At 31.7% G+C, this 20,995-nt stretch carries 23 protein-coding genes; 18 read left to right on the forward strand and 5 right to left on the reverse strand.

From position 1 onward, the window contains the following. Window positions 1–191: 191 nt before the first annotated feature. The 5 genes from AC5ZCW_RS13540 to AC5ZCW_RS13560 all read right to left on the reverse strand — a co-directional run bounded on the left by AC5ZCW_RS13540 (window position 192) and on the right by AC5ZCW_RS13560 (window position 3,331). Window positions 192–533 carry a cupin domain-containing protein gene (locus tag AC5ZCW_RS13540; RefSeq protein WP_496120393.1) on the reverse strand — a complete coding sequence of 114 codons (342 nt, stop codon included), beginning with the start codon at window positions 531–533 and terminating at the stop codon, window positions 192–194. 2 nt (window positions 534–535) lie between these two features. After that, the gene (locus tag AC5ZCW_RS13545) at window positions 536–1,180 is read right to left on the reverse strand and encodes an archaemetzincin family Zn-dependent metalloprotease (RefSeq protein WP_496120394.1); all 645 of its coding nucleotides are present in this window, start codon (window positions 1,178–1,180) and stop codon (window positions 536–538) included. A 277-nt stretch (window positions 1,181–1,457) separates the two neighbouring features. Then, complete coding sequence (locus tag AC5ZCW_RS13550) at window positions 1,458–2,330, reverse strand: sugar phosphate isomerase/epimerase family protein (protein WP_496120395.1); 873 nt, start codon at window positions 2,328–2,330, stop codon at window positions 1,458–1,460. A gap of 32 nt (window positions 2,331–2,362) precedes the next feature. Then, complete coding sequence (locus AC5ZCW_RS13555; protein WP_496120397.1) at window positions 2,363–2,899, reverse strand: NADPH-dependent FMN reductase; 537 nt, start codon at window positions 2,897–2,899, stop codon at window positions 2,363–2,365. Between the two features lie 72 nt (window positions 2,900–2,971). Then, the gene (locus tag AC5ZCW_RS13560; protein ID WP_496120399.1) at window positions 2,972–3,331 is read right to left on the reverse strand and encodes a hypothetical protein; all 360 of its coding nucleotides are present in this window, start codon (window positions 3,329–3,331) and stop codon (window positions 2,972–2,974) included. A 180-nt stretch (window positions 3,332–3,511) separates the two neighbouring features. Here AC5ZCW_RS13560 and trmD point away from each other — a divergent pair, with 180 nt between their 5' ends. The 18 genes from trmD (at window position 3,512) to AC5ZCW_RS13650 (ending at window position 20,913) form a co-directional block, all read left to right on the forward strand. Beyond that, entirely contained in the window at window positions 3,512–4,192 is a 681-nt protein-coding gene (trmD, locus tag AC5ZCW_RS13565; protein WP_177210464.1) for a tRNA (guanosine(37)-N1)-methyltransferase TrmD, read from the forward strand. A gap of 48 nt (window positions 4,193–4,240) precedes the next feature. Beyond that, window positions 4,241–5,077 (forward strand): AraC family transcriptional regulator, encoded by an 837-nt coding sequence (locus AC5ZCW_RS13570; protein WP_496120401.1) that lies wholly within the window; start codon window positions 4,241–4,243, stop codon window positions 5,075–5,077. A gap of 105 nt (window positions 5,078–5,182) precedes the next feature. Further along, window positions 5,183–6,304 carry an agmatine deiminase family protein gene (locus tag AC5ZCW_RS13575; protein WP_496120403.1) on the forward strand — a complete coding sequence of 374 codons (1,122 nt, stop codon included), beginning with the start codon at window positions 5,183–5,185 and terminating at the stop codon, window positions 6,302–6,304. A gap of 225 nt (window positions 6,305–6,529) precedes the next feature. Next, window positions 6,530–6,880: a 50S ribosomal protein L19 gene (gene rplS / locus AC5ZCW_RS13580; RefSeq protein WP_008462155.1), complete on the forward strand. Its 351-nt coding sequence runs from the start codon at window positions 6,530–6,532 to the stop codon at window positions 6,878–6,880. Window positions 6,881–7,161: 281 nt separating this feature from the next. Continuing rightward, window positions 7,162–9,381, forward strand: coding sequence for an NADP-dependent isocitrate dehydrogenase (locus AC5ZCW_RS13585; RefSeq protein ID WP_177210467.1), 2,220 nt, complete (start codon window positions 7,162–7,164; stop codon window positions 9,379–9,381). 141 nt (window positions 9,382–9,522) lie between these two features. After that, window positions 9,523–11,904 (forward strand): TonB-dependent receptor, encoded by a 2,382-nt coding sequence (locus AC5ZCW_RS13590; protein WP_496120406.1) that lies wholly within the window; start codon window positions 9,523–9,525, stop codon window positions 11,902–11,904. Between the two features lie 29 nt (window positions 11,905–11,933). Further along, window positions 11,934–12,755, forward strand: coding sequence for a DUF4249 domain-containing protein (locus tag AC5ZCW_RS13595; RefSeq protein WP_496120408.1), 822 nt, complete (start codon window positions 11,934–11,936; stop codon window positions 12,753–12,755). A gap of 2 nt (window positions 12,756–12,757) precedes the next feature. Then, window positions 12,758–13,240, forward strand: coding sequence for a GyrI-like domain-containing protein (locus AC5ZCW_RS13600; RefSeq protein WP_177210470.1), 483 nt, complete (start codon window positions 12,758–12,760; stop codon window positions 13,238–13,240). Window positions 13,241–13,262: 22 nt separating this feature from the next. After that, the gene (locus AC5ZCW_RS13605; protein WP_496120410.1) at window positions 13,263–13,841 is read left to right on the forward strand and encodes a hypothetical protein; all 579 of its coding nucleotides are present in this window, start codon (window positions 13,263–13,265) and stop codon (window positions 13,839–13,841) included. Between the two features lie 13 nt (window positions 13,842–13,854). Beyond that, window positions 13,855–14,301, forward strand: coding sequence for a DinB family protein (locus AC5ZCW_RS13610; protein ID WP_343542439.1), 447 nt, complete (start codon window positions 13,855–13,857; stop codon window positions 14,299–14,301). A gap of 74 nt (window positions 14,302–14,375) precedes the next feature. Beyond that, window positions 14,376–15,038 (forward strand): thiamine diphosphokinase, encoded by a 663-nt coding sequence (locus AC5ZCW_RS13615; RefSeq protein ID WP_496120412.1) that lies wholly within the window; start codon window positions 14,376–14,378, stop codon window positions 15,036–15,038. A 379-nt stretch (window positions 15,039–15,417) separates the two neighbouring features. Continuing rightward, window positions 15,418–15,873 carry a hypothetical protein gene (locus AC5ZCW_RS13620; protein WP_496120413.1) on the forward strand — a complete coding sequence of 152 codons (456 nt, stop codon included), beginning with the start codon at window positions 15,418–15,420 and terminating at the stop codon, window positions 15,871–15,873. Between the two features lie 104 nt (window positions 15,874–15,977). Next, window positions 15,978–16,829: a toxin-antitoxin system YwqK family antitoxin gene (locus tag AC5ZCW_RS13625; RefSeq protein ID WP_496120414.1), complete on the forward strand. Its 852-nt coding sequence runs from the start codon at window positions 15,978–15,980 to the stop codon at window positions 16,827–16,829. Between the two features lie 202 nt (window positions 16,830–17,031). Then, window positions 17,032–17,487 carry a hypothetical protein gene (locus tag AC5ZCW_RS13630; protein WP_496120416.1) on the forward strand — a complete coding sequence of 152 codons (456 nt, stop codon included), beginning with the start codon at window positions 17,032–17,034 and terminating at the stop codon, window positions 17,485–17,487. A 266-nt stretch (window positions 17,488–17,753) separates the two neighbouring features. After that, complete coding sequence (locus tag AC5ZCW_RS13635; RefSeq protein ID WP_496120418.1) at window positions 17,754–18,251, forward strand: PH domain-containing protein; 498 nt, start codon at window positions 17,754–17,756, stop codon at window positions 18,249–18,251. A gap of 194 nt (window positions 18,252–18,445) precedes the next feature. Beyond that, window positions 18,446–19,135 carry a hypothetical protein gene (locus tag AC5ZCW_RS13640; RefSeq protein ID WP_496120419.1) on the forward strand — a complete coding sequence of 230 codons (690 nt, stop codon included), beginning with the start codon at window positions 18,446–18,448 and terminating at the stop codon, window positions 19,133–19,135. Between the two features lie 200 nt (window positions 19,136–19,335). Beyond that, window positions 19,336–19,812, forward strand: a complete 477-nt coding sequence (locus AC5ZCW_RS13645) for a GNAT family N-acetyltransferase (protein ID WP_496120421.1) — start codon at window positions 19,336–19,338, stop codon at window positions 19,810–19,812. A 180-nt stretch (window positions 19,813–19,992) separates the two neighbouring features. Further along, entirely contained in the window at window positions 19,993–20,913 is a 921-nt protein-coding gene (locus AC5ZCW_RS13650) for a DUF6438 domain-containing protein (protein WP_496120423.1), read from the forward strand. Window positions 20,914–20,995: the final 82 nt, after the last annotated feature.

Below are 20,995 nucleotides of genomic sequence, written 5' to 3' on the forward strand. Positions count from 1 at the left end.
TTAGTTTTTGATAAATTCATGCTGCAAAAATACCACTCTAATCTTTAGCAAAACTTTAAAAAAAATATAATTTTTAAGTTTTTTTTTAAACCATATAAGTGATATAAGTTCATTCAAAAATATCTTGGTGAAACTTACAGCCAAACTTAAATTTTCTTAAATCACTTATATAGTTATTTTTTATTAAGCTTTTAATAGTTTAAAAAATCTTCTCTTGCAGGGCTAAAGACATCTGTAAGCATTCCTTCCTCCAAACAGACAACACCATGCACAGCGTGTGGCGGAATGTAAAAACTATCTCCTTCTTTTAAAGTCTGCGTTACACCACTGATGGTTACATCAAACTTTCCGCTTGCGATATAAGTAACTTGCGAATGATAATGATCGTGTAAAGTACCAATTCCGCCTTTCTCAAAATATACATTTACAAGCATCACTCTTTCATCAAAAGCCAAAATCTTGCGCTTGATTCCTTCACCGACTACTTCCCACTCGATTTCGTCTCCTTTTATAAATTCTTTGCTAGTACTCATTCCTATTTATTTTTAATTTTTTCAAAATCTTTTTTCATTAACTCCAATCCTTCATTTAAATTATTCTTTTGAAAGAATTCTTCAAGCTCTTTTAGCCTTTTTAAATTATCATATTTAAATCCTGAATTTAGTTTTCTTTGACAAAGAGAACACAATCTAACGGAATGTTTATCTGTTTCTACCATGCTATTTGTTCCGTTCATAACGCAATTTGCTTCAATGCAATGATGTAAACCAAACATATGCCCTATTTCGTGCGAACAAATTTTCAACAATCGTTCTAAAGCTAAATTAAAATCGGCTTCTTTTTGCATTCTATACATAGAACTTACTGCGATTTTATCTCTATATGATGCTAAACCAAAAACATAATTCCATTCGGGTTTTGGATACAAATCTTTTTCAGTTATTGCCATTAGAGCAACTCCTTTATTTGGCTTTTCTTCTTTTAAAACGTCGGTTAAAATATATCCCGCTAAAAATTGTTCCTGTCCAACATCCCCAATTCTTCTAGCATTATTCGGAATAATATCATTTGAAACATCTTTTAAAACTTTGGTTTCTAGCTGAAAGAATATTTGCAAATATTGACGAACTAATTCGATTTGTTTCACCTGCAACGAATTAAACTTCCCTATAGGTTGCAAATAAATAATATTCTCTTCTTTCGTTGGGACAACATGTTTAGTTCGGACAAATTGTTCAAAACTCTGTCCGTTTTCTTTATGAGAAAATAACCAATCTCCAAAGCCAGGTTTCTCAAGCTTAATATCATTAACTTTAATATCAACGAAATAAGGTTAAGGCAGCAAAATTTGCTGCGGAACTGATTCTGTTTTTAAATTGATCTTTTCTTTTTTATCAGATTGACAAGACATAAAAACCACAAATATCAGCAAAAGAAGTTTCTTCATAAAGTATGAATTAGACTAAATTCTTTGAAATAAAATCACAGCTCTTTTTAATCGAATCAAAAGAATCAGAAGCAAAATTATTTTCCTGTTCTACAAAAAAATGAATCATTCCAGATTGTTTGGCTTCTTTAAAAATAGGTCTAAAATCGATTGTTCCAGAACCAATTTCCGTATTCAAATCGTTGTTGTTTTTATCCTTATCTTTTACGTGCCACATTTTAAAACGCCCAGAATTTTCTTTGAATAATTTTATAGGATCATTTCCAGAATGGACTACCCAGTATAAATCTAATTCAAAATAAACTAGATCTTTGTCGGTTTCGTTTAATAAAATTTCATAACCTGTTACTCCATCATGTTTTTGAAACTCAAAATCATGATTATGATAAGCCAGTTTTAAGCCTGCTTTTTTGCATATTTTTGCAGCTTCATTTACACGAGCTGCAATCTTTTTATAATCTTCTATATTTCTCCTAAAAGGTTCATCGACCCACGGAATAGTCAAAAATTCACTTTTCAGAATCTTTGCTGCTTCAATTGAGGCAATTAATTCCTCCGTATTTCCATCATACAAAAAGCTTCCTAAATTATAATGGCCACTAACTGCTTTCAATCCATTATCATCTAAGATCTTTTTAAGTTCCTTTGGCGTTAATCCCCAAAACTGATCTTTTGTCGAAAAACCGTATGTTTCAACGGTCGTATATCCTGCTTTTGCTACTTTTTCTAAAGTCCCTTTTACATCTTTAGGAAGTTCATCACGAAGCGTATACAGCTGTAAACCTATTTCTTTTTTATTCATAGAAAGTGCAAATGATGGTGAAGCTAAAACTGCTGTTGCAGCAAGACTTGTGGTTACGATAAAATTTCTTCTGCTAATCATGTTAATGATTTAAATTTCAGAAAGTAAATATATTATAAAAATTGATTCTTAAAGTTTTTTGCAAAATTTTGAAGTGCTTCTACGGTTTGTTCTGATGTAATTTCGCCTTCAGCGTTAACTTTTCCACGAACTCCTTGAATTAAAAGCTGTGTTGTATCATCAAATTTTGCTTCAAGCGTTTTCATTACCAATAGCAGCTGTTCGTGCCCCATTTCACCAGAGGCTGAAGCTGTAATAAGACCTGTTTTTTTGTTTGAAAAAATAGTCGTAGATACACACCATTCTAAGGCATTTTTTAAACTTCCAGGAAGACTGAACACATATTCGGGCGTGCAAATGATAACTCCATCAGCATTTATGATTTTATTTCTAAATGTTGCAATTTCTTGCGGAGGATTATCAGTATCTAAATCTGGATTAAAATGCGGAAGACGCTCTAAATCTTCAAAAAAATCTACTTCAAATTCAGGTTTTAAGTAATTTGAAATGTATTTCAAAATTTTGAAGTTACTGGAATTATTTCTGGTACTGCCCGATATGGCAAATATTTTTATTTTTGTTGAAGTCATTAAAATAAGCAATTCGTATTTTTTAAAATTAATTATAAAATATGAATTGCTTAAAGATATTTCTAGAAAAAATTATTTTGAGGTCAACAAATTCATTCCCTGCATTTTCTGCGAATCAATTGCTTGTGGCGGATAATTTTGTTTTTCCTGACGTGTCGAGGTGACTTTGCCTTCTTTACTTATATAGACATAATTGTAGCGCCAATAATTTGGTCCAGCAATTTTTGATCCATCGGAGTTCTCTTTGTTAAAAACCTGATCGGCATACACTAAAATTTCTCCATTTTGATTATTATCTAAAGTTCTAATTGGATTTCCCATTTTTTTTAGCACTTTAGTCTTAGCTTCTCCTACAGCTACTGTAGTTGAATTGGTACTTGCACAGGATATAAAAAGTGCAAGCAATGTGGTCATTACTATTGTTTTTTTCATAGTAAACATTTGAATTTAGGTTTGGATTTTTGGTTGGTATAAATTAAAAATTAGGTATGTAATGATAAATAAAGTTACGAAATTAAATTTTACATATTTTAATAGGTATGTTATATAATTATTAGCAAAAGACTCATTGGCTATTTGTATCTTTGCACGCAAGAAAATTATCAAATAAAGATGCGAATTGACATTATTACTCTTTTACCTGAATTATTAAGAAGTCCGTTTGAGGCCTCAATTATGAAACGTGCCATCGACAAAGGTTTGGTCGAAGTGCATTTTCATAATCTTCGTGACTACAGCACAAACAGACAGAAAAGTGTAGACGATTATCCTTTTGGCGGAGGTGCGGGAATGGTAATGACAATTCAGCCTATCGATGACTGCATAACACATTTGAAAAGCCAGCGCGAATACGACGAAGTGATTTATATGTCTCCTGATGGGGAAACTTTAAATCAGAAAATGGCAAATAAAATGTCTATGTACGAAAACATTATCATTTTATGCGGACATTATAAAGGAGTTGACCAAAGAGTTAGAGATCATTTTATCACAAAAGAAATCTCAATTGGCGATTACGTTTTGTCTGGAGGAGAATTGGGCGCAATAGTTTTATCAGACGCCTTAATTCGATTAATTCCTGGTGTTTTAAGCGACGAAACCTCAGCATTAACAGATAGTTTTCAAGACAACTTGCTTTCAGGCCCAATATACACAAGACCTGCAGACTATAAAGGATGGAAAGTTCCAGAGGTTTTAACCAGCGGCCATGCGGCTAAAATTGACAAATGGCGTGAAGACAAGGCATACGAACACACTAAAAATAGACGTCCAGATTTATTGGAAGGTCATTAGAAAAGTGTTCAGTTTTCAGTCGCAATATTCAGTCTGATAAAAGTGAGAATGAAAACTAGAAAAAAAATGAATCTAAAACGCATTTATAATACTCGCAATTATATTGAGACAAATTACAATCAAATTATCTCAATAAGTGTTCTTGAAGATATTTCTAGTTACTCTTACAGAAATTTACAGCGCGTTTTTTATTCTTTGTTTCAAGAAACCATTGGCGCTTACCAGACTCGGCTGAAAGTAGAAAACGGATATAAAAAGCTTTTATATTCTAATGAACAAATCTCTGATATTGCTCTTGAGGTTGGTTTTGCTGATGTACAGTCTTTTTCCAAAACTTTTAAAAAACATTTTAAATCTTCTCCTTCTGCGGCACGAAATCAAAAAGAATTGCTGTTAAATGATTATCCCAAAAGCGAAGAACATATTGTTTGTATTTTAGAACCCGAAATTGTTTTTGTTCCCGAAATAACAGCTTATTATTCCAGCTGTAAAACCTCATACATTAATCCTGAAATAGAAAATCTTTGGGATATTTTATTAAAAAATGAAATAGCCGAGCCTATTTCCGATTTCTTCGGTATTATTACAGACGATATTTTAATTACCGAAAAATCGAAATGCACTTATGAAGCTTGCATTGTTACTGAAACCATTATTAGAAATCTTCCAACAAAAAAACTTTTTGGAGGTAGATATGCGCGTTTTCTTCATCACGGATCTTATGAAACCCTAGAAGACACTTATCAGCAAATTTTTGGCGGATGGTTTCTTAGTAATGATTTTGAAATATCTCATTTACCAGTTATTGAACAGTACATCAAAAACGATTCAAATTGCAAAACGCCAGCTGATTATCTTACAGCCATTTATATTCCTCTTATTTAAATTGTCCATTTTGGACAACTTCGCAATTACTATTTAGAAATACTTTTGTCCCGTCAAGTTATCGGTACAAAAAGGCGCTAAACATTTAAAATTAAATCAACTAAGATGGAAAAACTTTTTTTTACATTATTATTAATTCCTCTAATCTCTTCTTGTCAAGGAGATGAAATGAATACAATTACAAATAAAATAGAAAATACCGAAGTTATGTATACAATGCCAGAAGAATCGGCTCCACATGAAGGAACTTGGCTTCAATGGCCGCATCAACATCAATATGGTATTGATTATAGAAATGATTTAGATGCTACATGGATTGCCATGACTAAATCATTAATAACAAGTGAAAAAGTTTTTATTATTGCCTACGACATTGTCGAAAAAAGCCGAATTGAAGCTTTACTACAAGAATCAGGAGTTACATTATCTTCCATAGAATTTAAAATTTATAAAACCGATGATGTTTGGGTAAGAGATAATGGGCCAATTTATGTAAAAGACAAAAACAATCAATTGGTTATTCAAGATTGGGGATTTAATGGTTGGGGCAAAAAAGCAGCTTTTCAAAATTGCAATACAATTCCATCAGAAATCGGTGCAGAACAAAAAATCACGGTTTTAGATTTAAACAAAACAATGATCAATGAAGGTGGAGCTGTAGAAATAGACGGAAATGGGACTTTAATGGCTACCAAAAGTTCGATTCTAAATTCAAATCGGAACCCTTCAATGACGCAGCAACAGGCCGAATCGAATTTTAAAAAATATCTTGGCGTAACACATTTTATTTGGCTAGACGGCAAAGCTGGCAGGGAAATTACTGATATGCATATTGATGGATTTGCTCGTTTTGGAAATAAAAATACCATTGTAACCATGAATGAAAATGATTTGCAATATTGGGAAGTTCCTCAAAATGACATTAGCACTTTATACAATTCGAAAGATAAAAACGGTAAAAATTATGCTATCTTAAAATTGCCATTGTCTAAAAATAATGTTGTGACAACTTACGGTAAAAACTTAGGATACAAAGGTTCTTATGTAAACTTTTATATTGGAAACGCTGTTGTTCTAGTTCCGAATTATAATGACCCGAACGATATTATAGCCAACCAGCTGATTCAAAGTTTGTATCCTACGCGAAAAGTAATTGGCATTGATGTTCGCAATTTATATGCGAACGGAGGAATGATTCATTGTGTTACACAGCAACAGCCGAAGTGAGTTTACAGTTTATAGTCTCAGTTTACAGTCTCGGTCTCAATAACGCAAACCGTGATTGAGACTAAATACTAACCCACAAATAATCAGTCAATTAAAAAAATAGAATTTAGAATTTTATTTCTTGGAATTTCATTTTTTTCAAACTATATTTGCACCCGAATTTGACCAACCTCTGGCGAGATCCGTGAATGTTGCTCTAATATAAAAACCATAATTTAAATTATCATGGCAGATTTATTAAAATTCGTTCAAGACGAATTCGTTGCTAAAAAAGATTTCCCAGATTTCGGAGCTGGAGACACAATCACTGTTTTCTACGAAATTAAAGAGGGTGAAAAAACAAGAACTCAGTTCTTTAAAGGAGTTGTGATTCAAAGAAGAGGTTCTGGAGTTACAGAAACTTTTACTATCCGTAAAATGTCTGGATCTGTTGGTGTTGAGCGTATCTTCCCAGTAAACTTACCAGCTTTACAAAAAATCGAAGTGAACAAGAAAGGTGCTGTACGTAGAGCTAGAATTTTCTACTTCAGACAACTTACTGGTAAAAAAGCTAAGATTAAAGATAAAAGAAGATAATCATTTATCAAAATGTTATAAAAAACTCGTTTCAGATTACATGAAACGAGTTTTTTTTTGTCTTATATTTTTACTGCTGTCAAAACTGTAATTTTTTAATACCAAAATCATCGATTTAGCAATTTAACGAGCTCGAAATAACAATCTGTTAATTTCGTCTTTTCTCATCAAAACTCAACCGTTTTCGTTGTGATTTTATTATATTTGCTCCGCTCATTTTGAGCCGAATATATCTTTTACATCGTTAACTCCTGACGATACGATTATAAAAAAAAAAGAAAATGAATAAATCAAAAATTTTTTACACCTTAACTGATGAGGCGCCTTTATTGGCAACGTACTCTTTGTTACCAATTGTTCAAGCTTTTACAGCAACAGCTGGAATTGAAATCGAAACCAGAGATATTTCGCTGGCAGGAAGAATTTTATCAAACTTCCCAGATTCTTTGACAGATGCTCAAAAAACTGGAGATGCTTTGGCAGAATTAGGTCAATTAGCAACTCAGCCAGAAGCAAACATTATTAAATTACCAAACATTTCAGCATCTGTACCGCAATTAAAAGCGGCAATTGCTGAATTACAATCGCACGGATACAACGTACCAAATTTCCCAGAAGATCCACAAAACGATGCTGAAAAGGAAATTAAAGCAAAATATGCTAAAGTTTTAGGTTCTGCTGTAAACCCAGTTTTACGTGAAGGAAACTCTGACCGTAGAGCTCCAAGAGCAGTTAAAAACTTTGCAAAAGCAAATCCACACTCAATGGGTGCTTGGTCTGCTGACTCAAAAACTAAAGTAGCTTCTATGTCAGGCGGTGATTTTTACGGAAGTGAAAAATCATTGACTGTGAATGAAGCTAATGATGTAAAAATCGAATTTGTTGCTAAAGACGGATCTACAACTGTTCTTAAAGCAAGTACTCCATTAAAAGCTGGAGAAATTATCGACAGCTCTGTTTTAAGTGTAAGCAAATTAAAAGCTTTTGCTGCTGATGTAATCGCAGAAGCTAAAGCTGCAGGAGTTTTACTTTCTGTACACTTAAAAGCTACAATGATGAAAGTTTCTGATCCAATTATCTTTGGCGCTATCGTTGAAGTATATTTTGCAGATGTTTTCAAAAAATACGCTTCTTTATTTGCTGAATTAAACGTTGATACAAGAAACGGATTAGGTGATATCTACGCTAAAATCGCTGGAAGACCTGAGCAAGCAGAAGTTGAAGCTGCTATCGATCAAGCAATCGCAAACGGACCAGCTTTAGCAATGGTTAATTCTGATAAAGGAATTACAAACTTACACGTTCCATCTGATGTAATTGTTGATGCTTCTATGCCTGCAATGATCCGTACTTCTGGACAAATGTGGAACAAAGAAGGAAAAGCACAAGATACATTTGCTGTTATTCCAGATCGTTCTTATGCTGGAGTTTATACTGCAACTATCGATTTCTGTAAAAAACACGGTGCTTTTGATCCAAAAACAATGGGAAGTGTTCCTAACGTTGGATTAATGGCTCAAAAAGCTGAAGAATACGGATCTCACGACAAAACTTTCCAAATGAAAGCTGACGGAGTTGTACGTGTTGTTGATGCAAACGGAAATGTTTTAATGGAGCAAAACGTTGAAGCAAATGACATTTTCAGAATGTGTCAGGCTAAAGACGCTCCTATTCAAGACTGGGTTAAATTGGCTGTAAACAGAGCTCGTTTATCTAGCACTCCTGCTGTTTTCTGGTTAGACGAAAACAGAGCACACGATAGAGAATTGATCGTAAAAGTTCAAAAATATCTTAAAGACTACGATACTACAAACTTAGATATCCGTATTTTAAACCCGATTGCTGCTACTGAATTTACTTTAGACAGAATCATCAAAGGTTTAGACACTATTTCTGTAACAGGAAACGTTTTACGTGACTACTTAACAGATTTATTCCCAATTTTAGAATTAGGAACTTCAGCTAAAATGCTTTCTATCGTTCCATTAATGAATGGTGGTGGATTGTTCGAAACTGGTGCTGGAGGTTCTGCTCCTAAACACGTTGAGCAATTTACAGAGGAAGGATATTTACGTTGGGATTCATTAGGAGAATTTTTAGCTCTTGGTGCTTCTTTAGAGCATTTAGGACAAACTTTAGATAATTCTAAAGCAATTGTTTTATCTGAAACTTTAGACCAAGCAAACGATAAATTCTTAGCAAACGATAAATCTCCAGCTCGTAAAGTGGGTCAGATTGATAACCGTGGTTCTCACTTCTATTTAGCATTCTACTGGGCTCAAGCTTTGGCTGCTCAAACTAAAGATGCAGAATTGAAAGCGATCTTTACTCCAATTGCTGCTGAATTTGAAGCTAACGAAGCTAAAATCGATGCAGAATTAATTGGTGCTCAAGGTAAACCTCAAAACATTGGTGGTTACTACCAACCAACACCAGAATTGGTAAGCAAAGCAATGCGTCCAAGCGAAACTTTCAACGCTATTGTTGCTAAAATCAAATAATTCAGAATACATTTTGTATTTCTAAATAAGTAAAAGGACAACTCTCAAAGTTGTCCTTTTTTTTCTTAACTTATGTTTAACAAAAATTCCGTAAGAATATGTAGTAAGAATTTGTTAACTATGTAAATCAAAATCAATATAATGATTACAAAAAAGACCTGCACATTTTTTCTTTTTATTCTTACGATTTTCACCTCATTTGCGCAGGAAAAATTCACTTTAAGCGGAACCATCAGTGACAGCAAAAACAACGAAACTTTAATTGGAGTTAATATCTTTATTCCGTCTCTAAAAATAGGAACTACAACCAACGAATATGGTTTTTATTCCCTTTCTGTTCCTAAAGGAGAATACGACATCGAAATCAGCTATGTTGGCTATCAAACCATTCAGAAACATATTTCTTTACATCAAGATACAAAAAGCAATTTCTCAATTAAAGAAGGTGGCGAAGAACTGCAAGAAGTTGTTATTACAGAAAATAAAGGCAAAATAAATGTCAAATCGCCAGAAATGAGCGTAAATAAACTCTCCATTTCAACCATAAAAAAAATGCCGGTTGTTTTAGGAGAAGTTGACGTGATAAAATCTATTTTGCTACTTCCTGGTGTAACCAATGCAGGCGAAGGCGCTTCCGGATTTAATGTCCGCGGAGGCGGTGCAGACCAAAATCTCATTCTTTTAGACGAAGCAACTATCTTTAATTCTTCTCACGTTTTCGGATTCTTTTCTGTTTTTAATCCTGATGCTATTAAGGATTTAAAATTGTATAAAGGTGGAATTCCTGCGCGTTATGGCGGTAGAGCTTCTTCGGTTTTAGAAATCTATCAAAAAGACGGAAACAGTAAAGATTTCCATATGAATGGCGGTATCGGACTAATTTCAAGCCGTTTACTGGCTGAAGGCCCAATTGTAAAAGACAAAGGTTCTTTTTTGATTGGCGGACGAGCTTCTTACGCCCATCTTTTTTTAAAACTATCTGAAGACAACAAAAATAACTCTGCCTATTTTTATGATTTAAACACCAAACTAAGCTATAAGCTCAACGACAATAACAGTTTATATTTATCAGGCTATTTTGGACGTGACGTTTTCAGCTTAAATAAAAGCTTTACCAATACGTACGGAAATTCAACTTTAAACCTAAGATGGAATCATTTGTATTCTAATAAACTATTCTCCAATCTCTCTTTAATTTACAGTGACTATTATTACGGACTAGATCTTGATTTTGTGGGATTCAATTGGGATTCTGGAATCAAAAACAACAATATCAAATACGATTTCAAGCATTATCTTTCAGATAAACTGAAACTAAATTATGGCGTAAACGGTATTTATTACGATTTTAATCCTGGAACCATAAAACCAACTTCTGAAGATTCGGGCATAAATCCTGATCAATTAGACAAAAAATATGCTTTTGAACCTTCTGTTTATTTGGATGCAGAAAGTCAGCTTTCTAAAAAAATCACCATTGCTTATGGTATACGCTACAGCTTATTTTATAGATTAGGTGCTTCTACTATTAATTATTATGATAATAATCAAGCAGTTGTTTTCAATAATAATATGCAGATTTACGAAAAAGGCACGCCTACTTCAACAAAATACTTCAGCCAAAACAAAGTCATTCAGAGTTATGATAATTTTGAACCTCGTTTTTCTCTTTCTTACCAATTAAATGAAGATCAATCTGTAAAAGCGAGTTATAACAGAATGGCGCAATATCTTCAGTTAATTTCAAACACCTCATCTCCTACTCCTCTGGATGTCTGGATGCCGAGTGATAATTACATTAAACCTCAACTCGCAGATCAGGTGGCGTTAGGATACTTTAGAAATATTTATAATGATGCCTATTCTTTAGAAGTCGAAACGTATTACAAGAAAATCCAAAATAGATTAGACTATATAGATGGAGCCGATTTAATTGCCAACAATGCCATTGAACAAGTTATTTTAAACGGTCACATGCGTTCGTATGGTTTAGAGCTTATGATAAAGAAAAACAAAGGTAAATTTAATGGATGGATTTCGTATACATTATCAAAATCTGAACAGCAGACTCCTGGAAGAACTCCTGAAGAAATCGGAATTAATAACGGCCAATGGTACGCATCTGCTTACGACAAAACACACAATTTAGCTGTGACATCGGCTTATAATTTAAACGAAAAATGGTCATTTGGTGCTAACTTTGCTTTGCAGTCAGGACAGCCTGTTACTTATCCGAATGGCCAATACGAATATTTAGGAATCACTGTGCCGAGTTACGGTTTGCGAAATGAAAATAGGCTTCCTGCCTATCATCATTTGGATATTTCAGCGACCTTAACACCAAGAAAAAATAAAGATAGAAATTGGAAAGGCGAATGGGTATTCAGTATTTACAACCTTTACAATCGCATGAATGCAGCCTCAATCAATTTTCGTCAAAATACGGACACCGGTTTGAATGAAGCTGTTCAGCTATCAATTTTCGGAATTGTTCCAGCTGTTAGTTATAATTTCAAATTCTAAAAACCAGTTTAAAGACTAAAAATATACATATGAAAAAATTAGTTTTTTTAATCGTGCTTCTCACATCTCTATTTTTCGCAAGCTGCGAAAAGGTTGTGGATGTTGATTTAGATACAGCTCCTCCAAAATTGGTAATAGAAGCCGCTATTACTTGGGAGAAAGGAACAACAGGAAATGAGCAGACAATAAAGCTGACAACTACAACGGGTTATTTTGAGAATAAAATCCCAACCGTTTCTGGAGCAATTATTTATATAGAAAATAGTAAAAAGGAAAGATTTAATTTTATCGAAATTAAAAAGACTGGCCAATATTCATGCATAAATTTTACACCCGTTATCGATGAACAATATACGTTAACTGTAATTAGCCGAGGAAGTAGATATATTGGAACAGAAACTTTAAAATCAGTAGCTCCCATTACCCGCATAGAACAAAATAATCAAGGCGGTTTTACTGGAAAAGACATTGAAATAAAAGCTTTTTATACTGATCCTGCCGATGCAGATAATTTTTATTTATACAAATATTTATACTCAAATAAAGTTAAATCAACTTTCTATGTAGACGAGGATAAATTTTTTAATAGCAATGAATTTTTTAGCCTTTCAGACGATGAAGATTTAATAATTGGAAATGAAATTGAAATCAAACATTACGGGATTTCAAAACAGTACTATAATTATATGAATATTTTGGTCAGCATTGCAGGAAGCACTGTTGGAGGACCATTTCAGTCTCCTCCAGCAACCGTAAAAGGAAATATGATCAATGTAACCAATAAAGATAATTATCCGTTAGGCTATTTCTCTCTAAGTGAAACCAGTACAGAAAATTACAAAATTAAGTAATTATGAAACCTATCATTAGAAACTTAACCGAAAAAAAACTCCTTGGACATTTTATAGAAATGTCTTTTATTGAGAATAAAACTTTTCAATTATGGAATGGTTTTATGCCAAATCGAAAAGAAATAAAAAATACAATTAATGCCAATTTATATTCTTTAGAAGTTTACGCAGAAAATCATTTTGATAATTTTGACCCTAACGACAGTTTTCAAAAATGGGCTGCCGTAGAAGTTTCAGATTATTCAACTATTCCAGAAGGAATGCAAACTTTAATTATTCCTGATGGTTTATATGCTGTTTTTCTTCATTTAGGGCCAGCGACAGAAGCTCACCAAACCTATCATTATATTTTTGCAGAATGGCTTCCAAATTCTGAATATACGGTAGATAATAGACCGCATTTTGCTGTAATGAATGAAAAGTATAAAAAAGACGATCCTAATTCTGAAGAAGAAATCTGGATTCCTATAAAAAGCAGAAATTAATCATTCGGAATTTATCATTATAATGAATTATAAAAATTACTCTGACAAAGATCTTGAGGAAGCTTATATTACTATGGTTGATTACTCTGGAAAAGCTAGTAAGGAAATACTTTTGGAGATAAATAACAGAGGCGGAATTGACGTTTTTCTATCTACTCTAGAATCCAATAAAACTAATAAAAAAGAAATACAAAGAATAACGAAGGAAGTGTATGATTTGAGTAATGATTATTCTGATTTGGACTTCATAAAACAATTTATAAAATCAGACATATTAGATTCTAATGAATTAAACAATTTAATCGACTCTAAATTTAATGAACATCAAGCAATTTTAAAAGATAGAGAAATTAATCAAAAAACAATTTATGGAAGTTTAGCCGGAATGACATTAGGAATTATAATCAGTTTAATTTTCTATATCCTGATTATTAACCTTTTAGGAAAATTTATATATTATCCTATTATAGGTGTATATTTCATTTGCTATCGAACTATTAAATTCATGACCAAACAAACACGAGATAATACATTTGTATTTCTAACATCACTAATAGGAACAATACTAACATTGATTTGCCTTTTTTCCATTTACCGTTAATTTAAATAAAAAAATGTCAATAGAAACACTCAAAACACTTTTCAATCGAGATTTAAACAAACTAAAAATCGAAATTGAATCCTACCAAAATGAAAATTCAATTTGGGCCATTGACAAGAACATCTCCAATTCGGCTGGAAATCTGTGTCTTCATTTAGTTGGAAATCTCAATACTTACATCGGGGCTGAAATTGGCAAGACCGATTATGTCCGAAATCGTCCTTTAGAATTTTCATTAAAAGATATTCCGAAAGCAGAATTGATTTCAAAAATCGAAAATACAATTAACGTTATCAATAACAGTTTAGATTCCTTAACAGAAACAGATTTAGAAAAAATTTATCCGCAGATTGTTTTCGAAAAAGAAATGACAACAGGTTTTTTCTTAATTCATCTTTCAACCCATTTAGCGTATCATTTAGGGCAAATCAATTACCATAGAAGATTGCTTGATTTCTGATTGTTTCAAGCTTTGAAAAAATCAGAAATCTAAAATTGTAAACCTTACCTTTGCATCACATTCAAAAAACAGTTATGTCATCACATCATATAGTTCGAGACGATCAGGAACCAGCTTTAATAATTGCAAATGGCGCAGCCTGTGATCCTGAATTATTAGGACAATTACTAGAATGGTCACCGTTGGTTGTTGTTTTAGATTCGGCTATAGAAAGAGTAATTGAATTAGGTATAAAAGTAGATGTTTTATTAGGTGATTTTGACCGTGGTTTTGATCCTGAAATTTATAAAACTTCGCAATTTCCAATCGAAATCGTTCATACACCCAATCAAGATAAAACAGATTTAGAAAAAGCTTTTGATTATCTTATCGAAAGAAAAATTCCTGCCGCAAATGTCGTTTGGGCAACAGGAAAACGTGCAGATCATACGATTACAAACCTAACACAGATTGTTCGCTACAGAGATTTACTCAAAATTGTAATTCTCGACGATCATTCTAAAATATTCTTGCTGCCGACAAAATTCGAAAAATGGTATACCGCAAAAACACCTATTTCGTTAATTCCAATTGGTGTTGTTAACGGAATTTCTTCAACCAATTTAAAATACGAATTAAACAACGATACACTCACAATGGGCTACAGAACCGGAAGCAGTAATTCTGTTGAACAAGACGGAATTGTAACCATAACACATCGCGACGGAGATTTGCTTTTAATGGAGTGTTTTGACTAATTTGTCTTCTTAAATTTCCTAATGCAGAAACTTCGCAAATAGTTTTTTTGTCATAACCAACTTTAATTTATCACAAATAAGACCAAAAAATCTAAACCAAACAAAAGATTTTTTTAAAATTTGTAATAAAAAGATTATTTATATATTTGATTTAATTAAAGCATTACATTAATCATGCATATATGCGTGATATTGGGTGGCATTGTATGTTTTTGTCATACCTATATACTAGTTAGCAGATATTTTAGAAACTATGATAGAAAATAGAGCGTATTATTTGAAGATAATCAATAATAGAAAAAAAGATTTTTTATCTTATGATGTTGATTTTTCCAACACTGAATATTCAGAAAATTTTTTAAAATTTTACACCTCATTTATGATTTGGAACATGGGTCACGTACGACTTGAAAATGATTATAGCATCATTAATGATCTAAATGCTTCTGAAAAACTAATTGCACAAACATTAATTGAAAGAAATTTTAAAAATGAGATTTTAATCGAAAGCTTTCTATTTGCTTTGTATTATTTTCATACCGAAACAGAGAGAACAACTTTCATAAATAAAAAACTTTTAGAATGTCAAACCGAATCGCTCTTCCGTTCCTATATTATTATTTTAAGATGTTTAAAGGAACAGAATTCAGTTATTGATTTGGACTTTCACGGTTTGGTAAAAAGTATTTTAGACAAAATTAATCCTGAGGAAATCGTAAACCTACTTTGGAGCAGTAAAACGATAATGGGAGAAAACCACATAGAAATTTGTGAATACTACAAAAACTATGAAGATAATCAAGTACAAGAAACGATTATAGAAATACTAAATTAAAAAAACATCTGCGAACAGCTGGCAATAGCTTAATTTAGTTCCAAACCCGCTTAGTAGTGGGACGTTAGCCGCAATTATAAACGAACGTAATCAAAAAAAGAAAATTGAAAAAATATATTTTATTATTATTGGTTTGTATGTTTTTCTCATCTTGCAAGGAAAAAACAATAATTGAAAATGAACTAGATTCTCTTAAAATAAACCTAAAAAATTTTACTGCGATCGATACGACTTTTTATAAAAGTAAAAAAATAAAATCTTTACGCTTATATAAAGAAAAATCAGAATATGTTAATATTAATTTTTACGAATCTGGAAAAAAGAAATCTATTGGCACTGTGAAAGACAGCCAATGCCATAAAGAATATATTGATTGGTATGAGAATGGAAAAATTAAATGGTTACGTCAATATAATCTAGGAAATCAAATTGGAAAAAATATTGAATATTTAGAAAATGGAAATTTAAAGCAACAATTTGACAACGATAATAATGAAACAATAGAGTATTGGAAAAATGGAAAACCAAAATTCCAATTCGTTGAAAATGTATCAAGTAGTTATCACTATTTTAATGGCAATTTTTTGGAAAAATACACCAACAAATTAAAAGACGAATGTGACGTAGAATACTTTAATGAAAACAGAAAGTTAATATTTAAAGGACACTATAAAAAAGACATTCTTTTTAAAGATAATTTAAAGTATAACGGTACAATAATTTGCTATTTTAACAATGGAAAAATTGCACTTTATCAAAATGTTGTTAATGGAATTCCAAAAGGCAAATTTTACAGTTCTTATGGAAATGGAAATTTAAAATATGAAAGTGAAGTTGAAAATGGAAAAGAAATTTATTATAAGGCTTATTACGAAAGTGGAAAAGTAAGTTTTATTCGAGACGGAATAAAAAAAACATTTACTTCATGGGACGAAAACGGAAAACTAATGAAATAACTACGCATAACAGCTCCTACAACGCATTTAGGCAATAGGCATAATGGAAAGTTGGTTTTGTATTTGGAATGATTTGCTTCGCCTGTTCGCTACCGCTCGGGTGTCAAATCCGAAGAATGAGGTTAATTTAGTCCCAAACCCGCTGTAGTACCAGAACGTTAGGCGTTATTGTAAAACAAACTAGTAATAAAAATATAAAAGAATGAAAAGAATATTATTTATCTGTTTGATTTTTCAATTCCAAACTTCTTTCGGTCAAAATGTTAGGATAGAAATTTCTGACTACTATCGTGAATTTGAAGGAAAAGTGTATTCAACATATCAATTTGTTAGTTCAAGCTATAGTAGTTCAAGACCGACTTTAACCATTATAACAAATAAAGATTTATCATTCGAACTTTTTGATAAATTATCAATTTTATACAAAGCAAAACAAGAATATACAGATATTTGGATATTAGGGATAAATAATTTCAGTCCAAAAAATATTTCAGAAGTCGACAAGAAAATAATTGACAAATTTTTACAACAAATAATAAAATATCGTACTGACAACAACTTGCCACCAGAAACGCTTGAAAGATTGGAAACAGACAAGATTATTATTGAAAAGAAAGAGGAAATCTGTCAATACCTGATGTGTAAAAACAAGATATAAAAACATTTACAAAAATGAGAAGACAGAAAATGTAAATCTAAAAAAGAAATTAATTTTGAGACCGCTTAGTCGAATTTCTAAACTTATCAAACATACGCACTGCAATGTTGCCTAACAGCTACTACAACGGATTTGGGCAATAGGCTTAATGGAGAGATGGTTTTGCATTTGAATAATTTGGCTAATCCGAAGAATGGGGTTAATTTAGTCCCAAACCCACTGTAGTAGAGGGACGTTAGTGGCTATAAAACAGAAAAAACAAATTAATGGAATACAAAAGAAATCTAAAATATATTACACCAACAATTGTAATGTTTTTATTTTCAATTCTTTATTTCTTAATAATGTTAGTCGTGAATTATAACGAAAAGGAAGAATTTATAATTAGTAAATCTGTTTCAGAATCTAGTTTTATATTTTTATTTTTTTCTTCATTTACTGTTCCAGGATTCATTTTGCATTATCGATATGAAAGACTAAATCGAAATCGAAAAATAACTTTTAAACAAAATTATTTAGAAATTTCAACAGAAAAGGAAATCAAAAATGTTTTATATTCAGACGTTTTGGAAGTTGAAAATCATACTGTAATGTGGAAAGGTCGAAATCCTTGGAGAGATTATCACTATGTTAAATTAAACTTGAAAAACGGAGAAAAACTATATTATAATTGTTTAACAAAAATCATAAATTCAGAAAATAATTTACTGAAAAGTGAGAGAATAAAAAAGTTTAAAATCGAAGATATATATCCTTGGTATTAATTTACAGCTACTAACAGCTACTACAACGGATTTAGGCAATAGACTTAATGAAAAGATGTTTTTTGTATTTGAAATGATTCGCTTCGCCTGTTCGCTATCGCTCAGGTGGCAAATCCGAGGAATGGGCTTAATTTAGTCCCAAACCCAATAAAGTAGTGGGACGTTACCAACAAGCATAACGAAACTAAAACTTAATGAAGAAATTGATATTTATGGGAATATTTGGGAGTATGATGAATTTGTTCGCTCAAGATGGTTTAACATTATCTGAAAAACTAGACAAAATAAATTACTTTGACTTAATAACAGATCCAATCAAACTCAAAAAATTGAAGTTTGAAATCGATAAAAACTCGAAACCTGGAACTTACTACAATAGCAATATTTGGTTAACATTTCCGAACGATTACTATTTATCAAGCGTATATCAATTAGCAGAAAATAAAAATGGTTCATCAACTTCAGATTTTCGGGCATTTGAGGTATGGGCAGGAGATCTATATGAGCAAAATGTACCATCATATTTAAATTCTGCAAAAGTAGTTTTTGAGAAAAATGGTTTGAAATTAAATTGGGCAGACGAAAAAATTGATTGGAAAAAAGAGAGTGACAAAGTTGAAAATATTAATCATACCTTGGCAATTAATGGATCAACCTATTTATTGTATTCTGGAAATGTACGAGATAGAAGTCGAGTTCCTGCTTTCGACTACTTGACGAATTTTAGAAAAGTGCTAAATCAAGTGGCTGCGAAACAAAACTCGAAACTAAAAATAATATTATTGACTGCACCTGAAAGTGTTTATTTCGTCCTTTGTGACGAAACAATTCAGAAAGGGCTAAAGTCTATAATTAAAGAAACTGACAATAAAATAGAAGAATAAAATGCCAGCAGGTAACAGCTATTACAACAGATTTGGGCAATAGGCTTAATGGAAAGATGGTTTTGTATTTGAATAATTTGCTTCGTCTGTTCGCTATTGCTCAAATAGCAAATCCGAGGTATGGATTCGATTTAGTACCAAACCTGCTGTAGTGCCAGAACGTTAGTCCCAAACTTAACCGCCAAAACTCACAAAGATAAATGACAGAGAATATTGAAATTATACAGACGACTGAACTAAACGAACAAGCAAAAAAGCAAGTGCTTGACTTATGGAATAGCGAATATCCTGAAAAACTTTCATACAATAGTCTGACTGAATTTGACAATTATCTGCAAAACTTAAATAACCTTAAGCATTTTTTGATGACAAATGACATAGGCTTAATTTTGGGGTGGGCTCTGACATTTGACAGAGATGATGAGAAGTGGTTTGCTATCATTTTATCAGAAAAAATAAAAGGAAATGGATTAGGACGAAAAATGCTAGACAAAATTAAAAATACTGAAGTAGTATTAAATGGTTGGGTAATAGATCATAACAATGACAAGAAGAAAAACGGTCAAGAATATATTTCGCCATTAAAATTTTATGAAAAATGTGGTTTTAGAATTTTAAAAGATGTAAGACTTGAACTTGACAAAATTTCAGCAGTAAAAATAAAATGGCAAAAGTAAACCAATAAAGTCTGAGACTAACAGTTAGCACAACAGATCTTGTCAATAAGCTTGATGGAAAAATGATTTTGAGTTTGGAATGATTTGCTTCGTCTGTTCGCTATTGCCCGGGTGGCAAAACCGAGGAATGGCCCTAATTTAGTCTCAAAGCCACTGTAGTAGCAGGATGTTACCAATAATATGAAGAAACTAACTCTAATATTCGTAATTATTTTTTCAAACGTAGCCTTTGGAAATAAAATAGATGAACTCAAAACAGATAAAGACGTTGAGGATTTTATCAAAACTGTAGCTCCTGAATTTGTTAAGAAAGTATGGAAAGATTTTGATTATGGAAATTTTAGAATTGTTTCAACAGATAGCATTTATACAAATTTAAAATGTCAGAAGATTTTTAATCAATCTGAAATACATAATTGGAAAAAAGTAGACATTAACAACGATGGACTAACTGATTTGCTTTTCATTCCGCATTACTACGGATATTCACAATATGCTATAATTGATCAAGGCAGTAATAATTTTAAACTAACTAGATTTATTATAGATTTTGCAATTTGTGAATATGTGAAACCAATTAAAGTTAAAGATAAAAATGAATTACAAATTCGAAAAGTAAATTTACCCTTTGATTTTGATGATAACATTGAGAAATATATCAAGATAGATACTTTAACATATAAGTTTGATTCTTTTATTGAACTTAACGACAAAGTCATCATTGATAATAAAATTAAATCTATAAAAGTTAAAACGGATTATTGCTTTGGAACCTGTCCAGTTTTTAAACTTACAATTAATAAAAATGGTTTAGCTGAGTTTGATGGTATAGAATTTACTAAGTTTAGAGGAAAATCAATAAAGCAATTTGACCCAAAAAATGTTGCCGAAATATTTGACTTATTAAATTATATAGAAATTAAGAAATTAAAAGATTACTACGAAGTTAATTATACTGATGCTTCAACAGCAACTCTTGACATAATTTTTGAAGATGGATCAATTAAGAAAATAAAAGATTACGGGTTAAGTGGCACTTATGGATTAAGTGCTCTGTATTCAAAACTAACTAAATTAGCAACAGAAACTGAATGGAAATAAGATATTGCCGGTAACAGGTACTACAACGGATTTAGGCAATTGCCTTAACGGTAAAATATTTTTATATTTGGAATGATTTGCT

It is taken from the genome of Flavobacterium sp. PLA-DH12 (assembly GCF_059511845.1).

Bases quoted from the DNA above. Each gene is read 5' to 3' on its own strand.
- AC5ZCW_RS13615 (WP_496120412.1), top strand. From the start codon at position 14,376: ATGTCATCACATCATATAGTTCGAGACGATCAGGAACCAGCTTTAATA.
- AC5ZCW_RS13590 (WP_496120406.1), top strand. From the start codon at position 9,523: ATGATTACAAAAAAGACCTGCACATTTTTTCTTTTTATTCTTACGATT.
- AC5ZCW_RS13630 (WP_496120416.1), top strand. From the start codon at position 17,032: ATGAAAAGAATATTATTTATCTGTTTGATTTTTCAATTCCAAACTTCT.
- AC5ZCW_RS13550 (WP_496120395.1), bottom strand. From the start codon at position 2,330: ATGATTAGCAGAAGAAATTTTATCGTAACCACAAGTCTTGCTGCAACA.
- rplS (WP_008462155.1), top strand. From the start codon at position 6,530: ATGGCAGATTTATTAAAATTCGTTCAAGACGAATTCGTTGCTAAAAAA.
- AC5ZCW_RS13640 (WP_496120419.1), top strand. From the start codon at position 18,446: ATGAAGAAATTGATATTTATGGGAATATTTGGGAGTATGATGAATTTG.
- AC5ZCW_RS13595 (WP_496120408.1), top strand. From the start codon at position 11,934: ATGAAAAAATTAGTTTTTTTAATCGTGCTTCTCACATCTCTATTTTTC.
- AC5ZCW_RS13575 (WP_496120403.1), top strand. From the start codon at position 5,183: ATGGAAAAACTTTTTTTTACATTATTATTAATTCCTCTAATCTCTTCT.
- AC5ZCW_RS13600 (WP_177210470.1), top strand. From the start codon at position 12,758: ATGAAACCTATCATTAGAAACTTAACCGAAAAAAAACTCCTTGGACAT.
- trmD (WP_177210464.1), top strand. From the start codon at position 3,512: ATGCGAATTGACATTATTACTCTTTTACCTGAATTATTAAGAAGTCCG.
- AC5ZCW_RS13540 (WP_496120393.1), bottom strand. From the start codon at position 533: ATGAGTACTAGCAAAGAATTTATAAAAGGAGACGAAATCGAGTGGGAA.
- AC5ZCW_RS13585 (WP_177210467.1), top strand. From the start codon at position 7,162: ATGAATAAATCAAAAATTTTTTACACCTTAACTGATGAGGCGCCTTTA.
- AC5ZCW_RS13570 (WP_496120401.1), top strand. From the start codon at position 4,241: ATGAAAACTAGAAAAAAAATGAATCTAAAACGCATTTATAATACTCGC.
- AC5ZCW_RS13555 (WP_496120397.1), bottom strand. From the start codon at position 2,899: ATGACTTCAACAAAAATAAAAATATTTGCCATATCGGGCAGTACCAGA.
- AC5ZCW_RS13610 (WP_343542439.1), top strand. From the start codon at position 13,855: ATGTCAATAGAAACACTCAAAACACTTTTCAATCGAGATTTAAACAAA.
- AC5ZCW_RS13650 (WP_496120423.1), top strand. From the start codon at position 19,993: ATGAAGAAACTAACTCTAATATTCGTAATTATTTTTTCAAACGTAGCC.
- AC5ZCW_RS13635 (WP_496120418.1), top strand. From the start codon at position 17,754: ATGGAATACAAAAGAAATCTAAAATATATTACACCAACAATTGTAATG.
- AC5ZCW_RS13605 (WP_496120410.1), top strand. From the start codon at position 13,263: ATGAATTATAAAAATTACTCTGACAAAGATCTTGAGGAAGCTTATATT.
- AC5ZCW_RS13560 (WP_496120399.1), bottom strand. From the start codon at position 3,331: ATGAAAAAAACAATAGTAATGACCACATTGCTTGCACTTTTTATATCC.
- AC5ZCW_RS13620 (WP_496120413.1), top strand. From the start codon at position 15,418: ATGATTTGGAACATGGGTCACGTACGACTTGAAAATGATTATAGCATC.
- AC5ZCW_RS13645 (WP_496120421.1), top strand. From the start codon at position 19,336: ATGACAGAGAATATTGAAATTATACAGACGACTGAACTAAACGAACAA.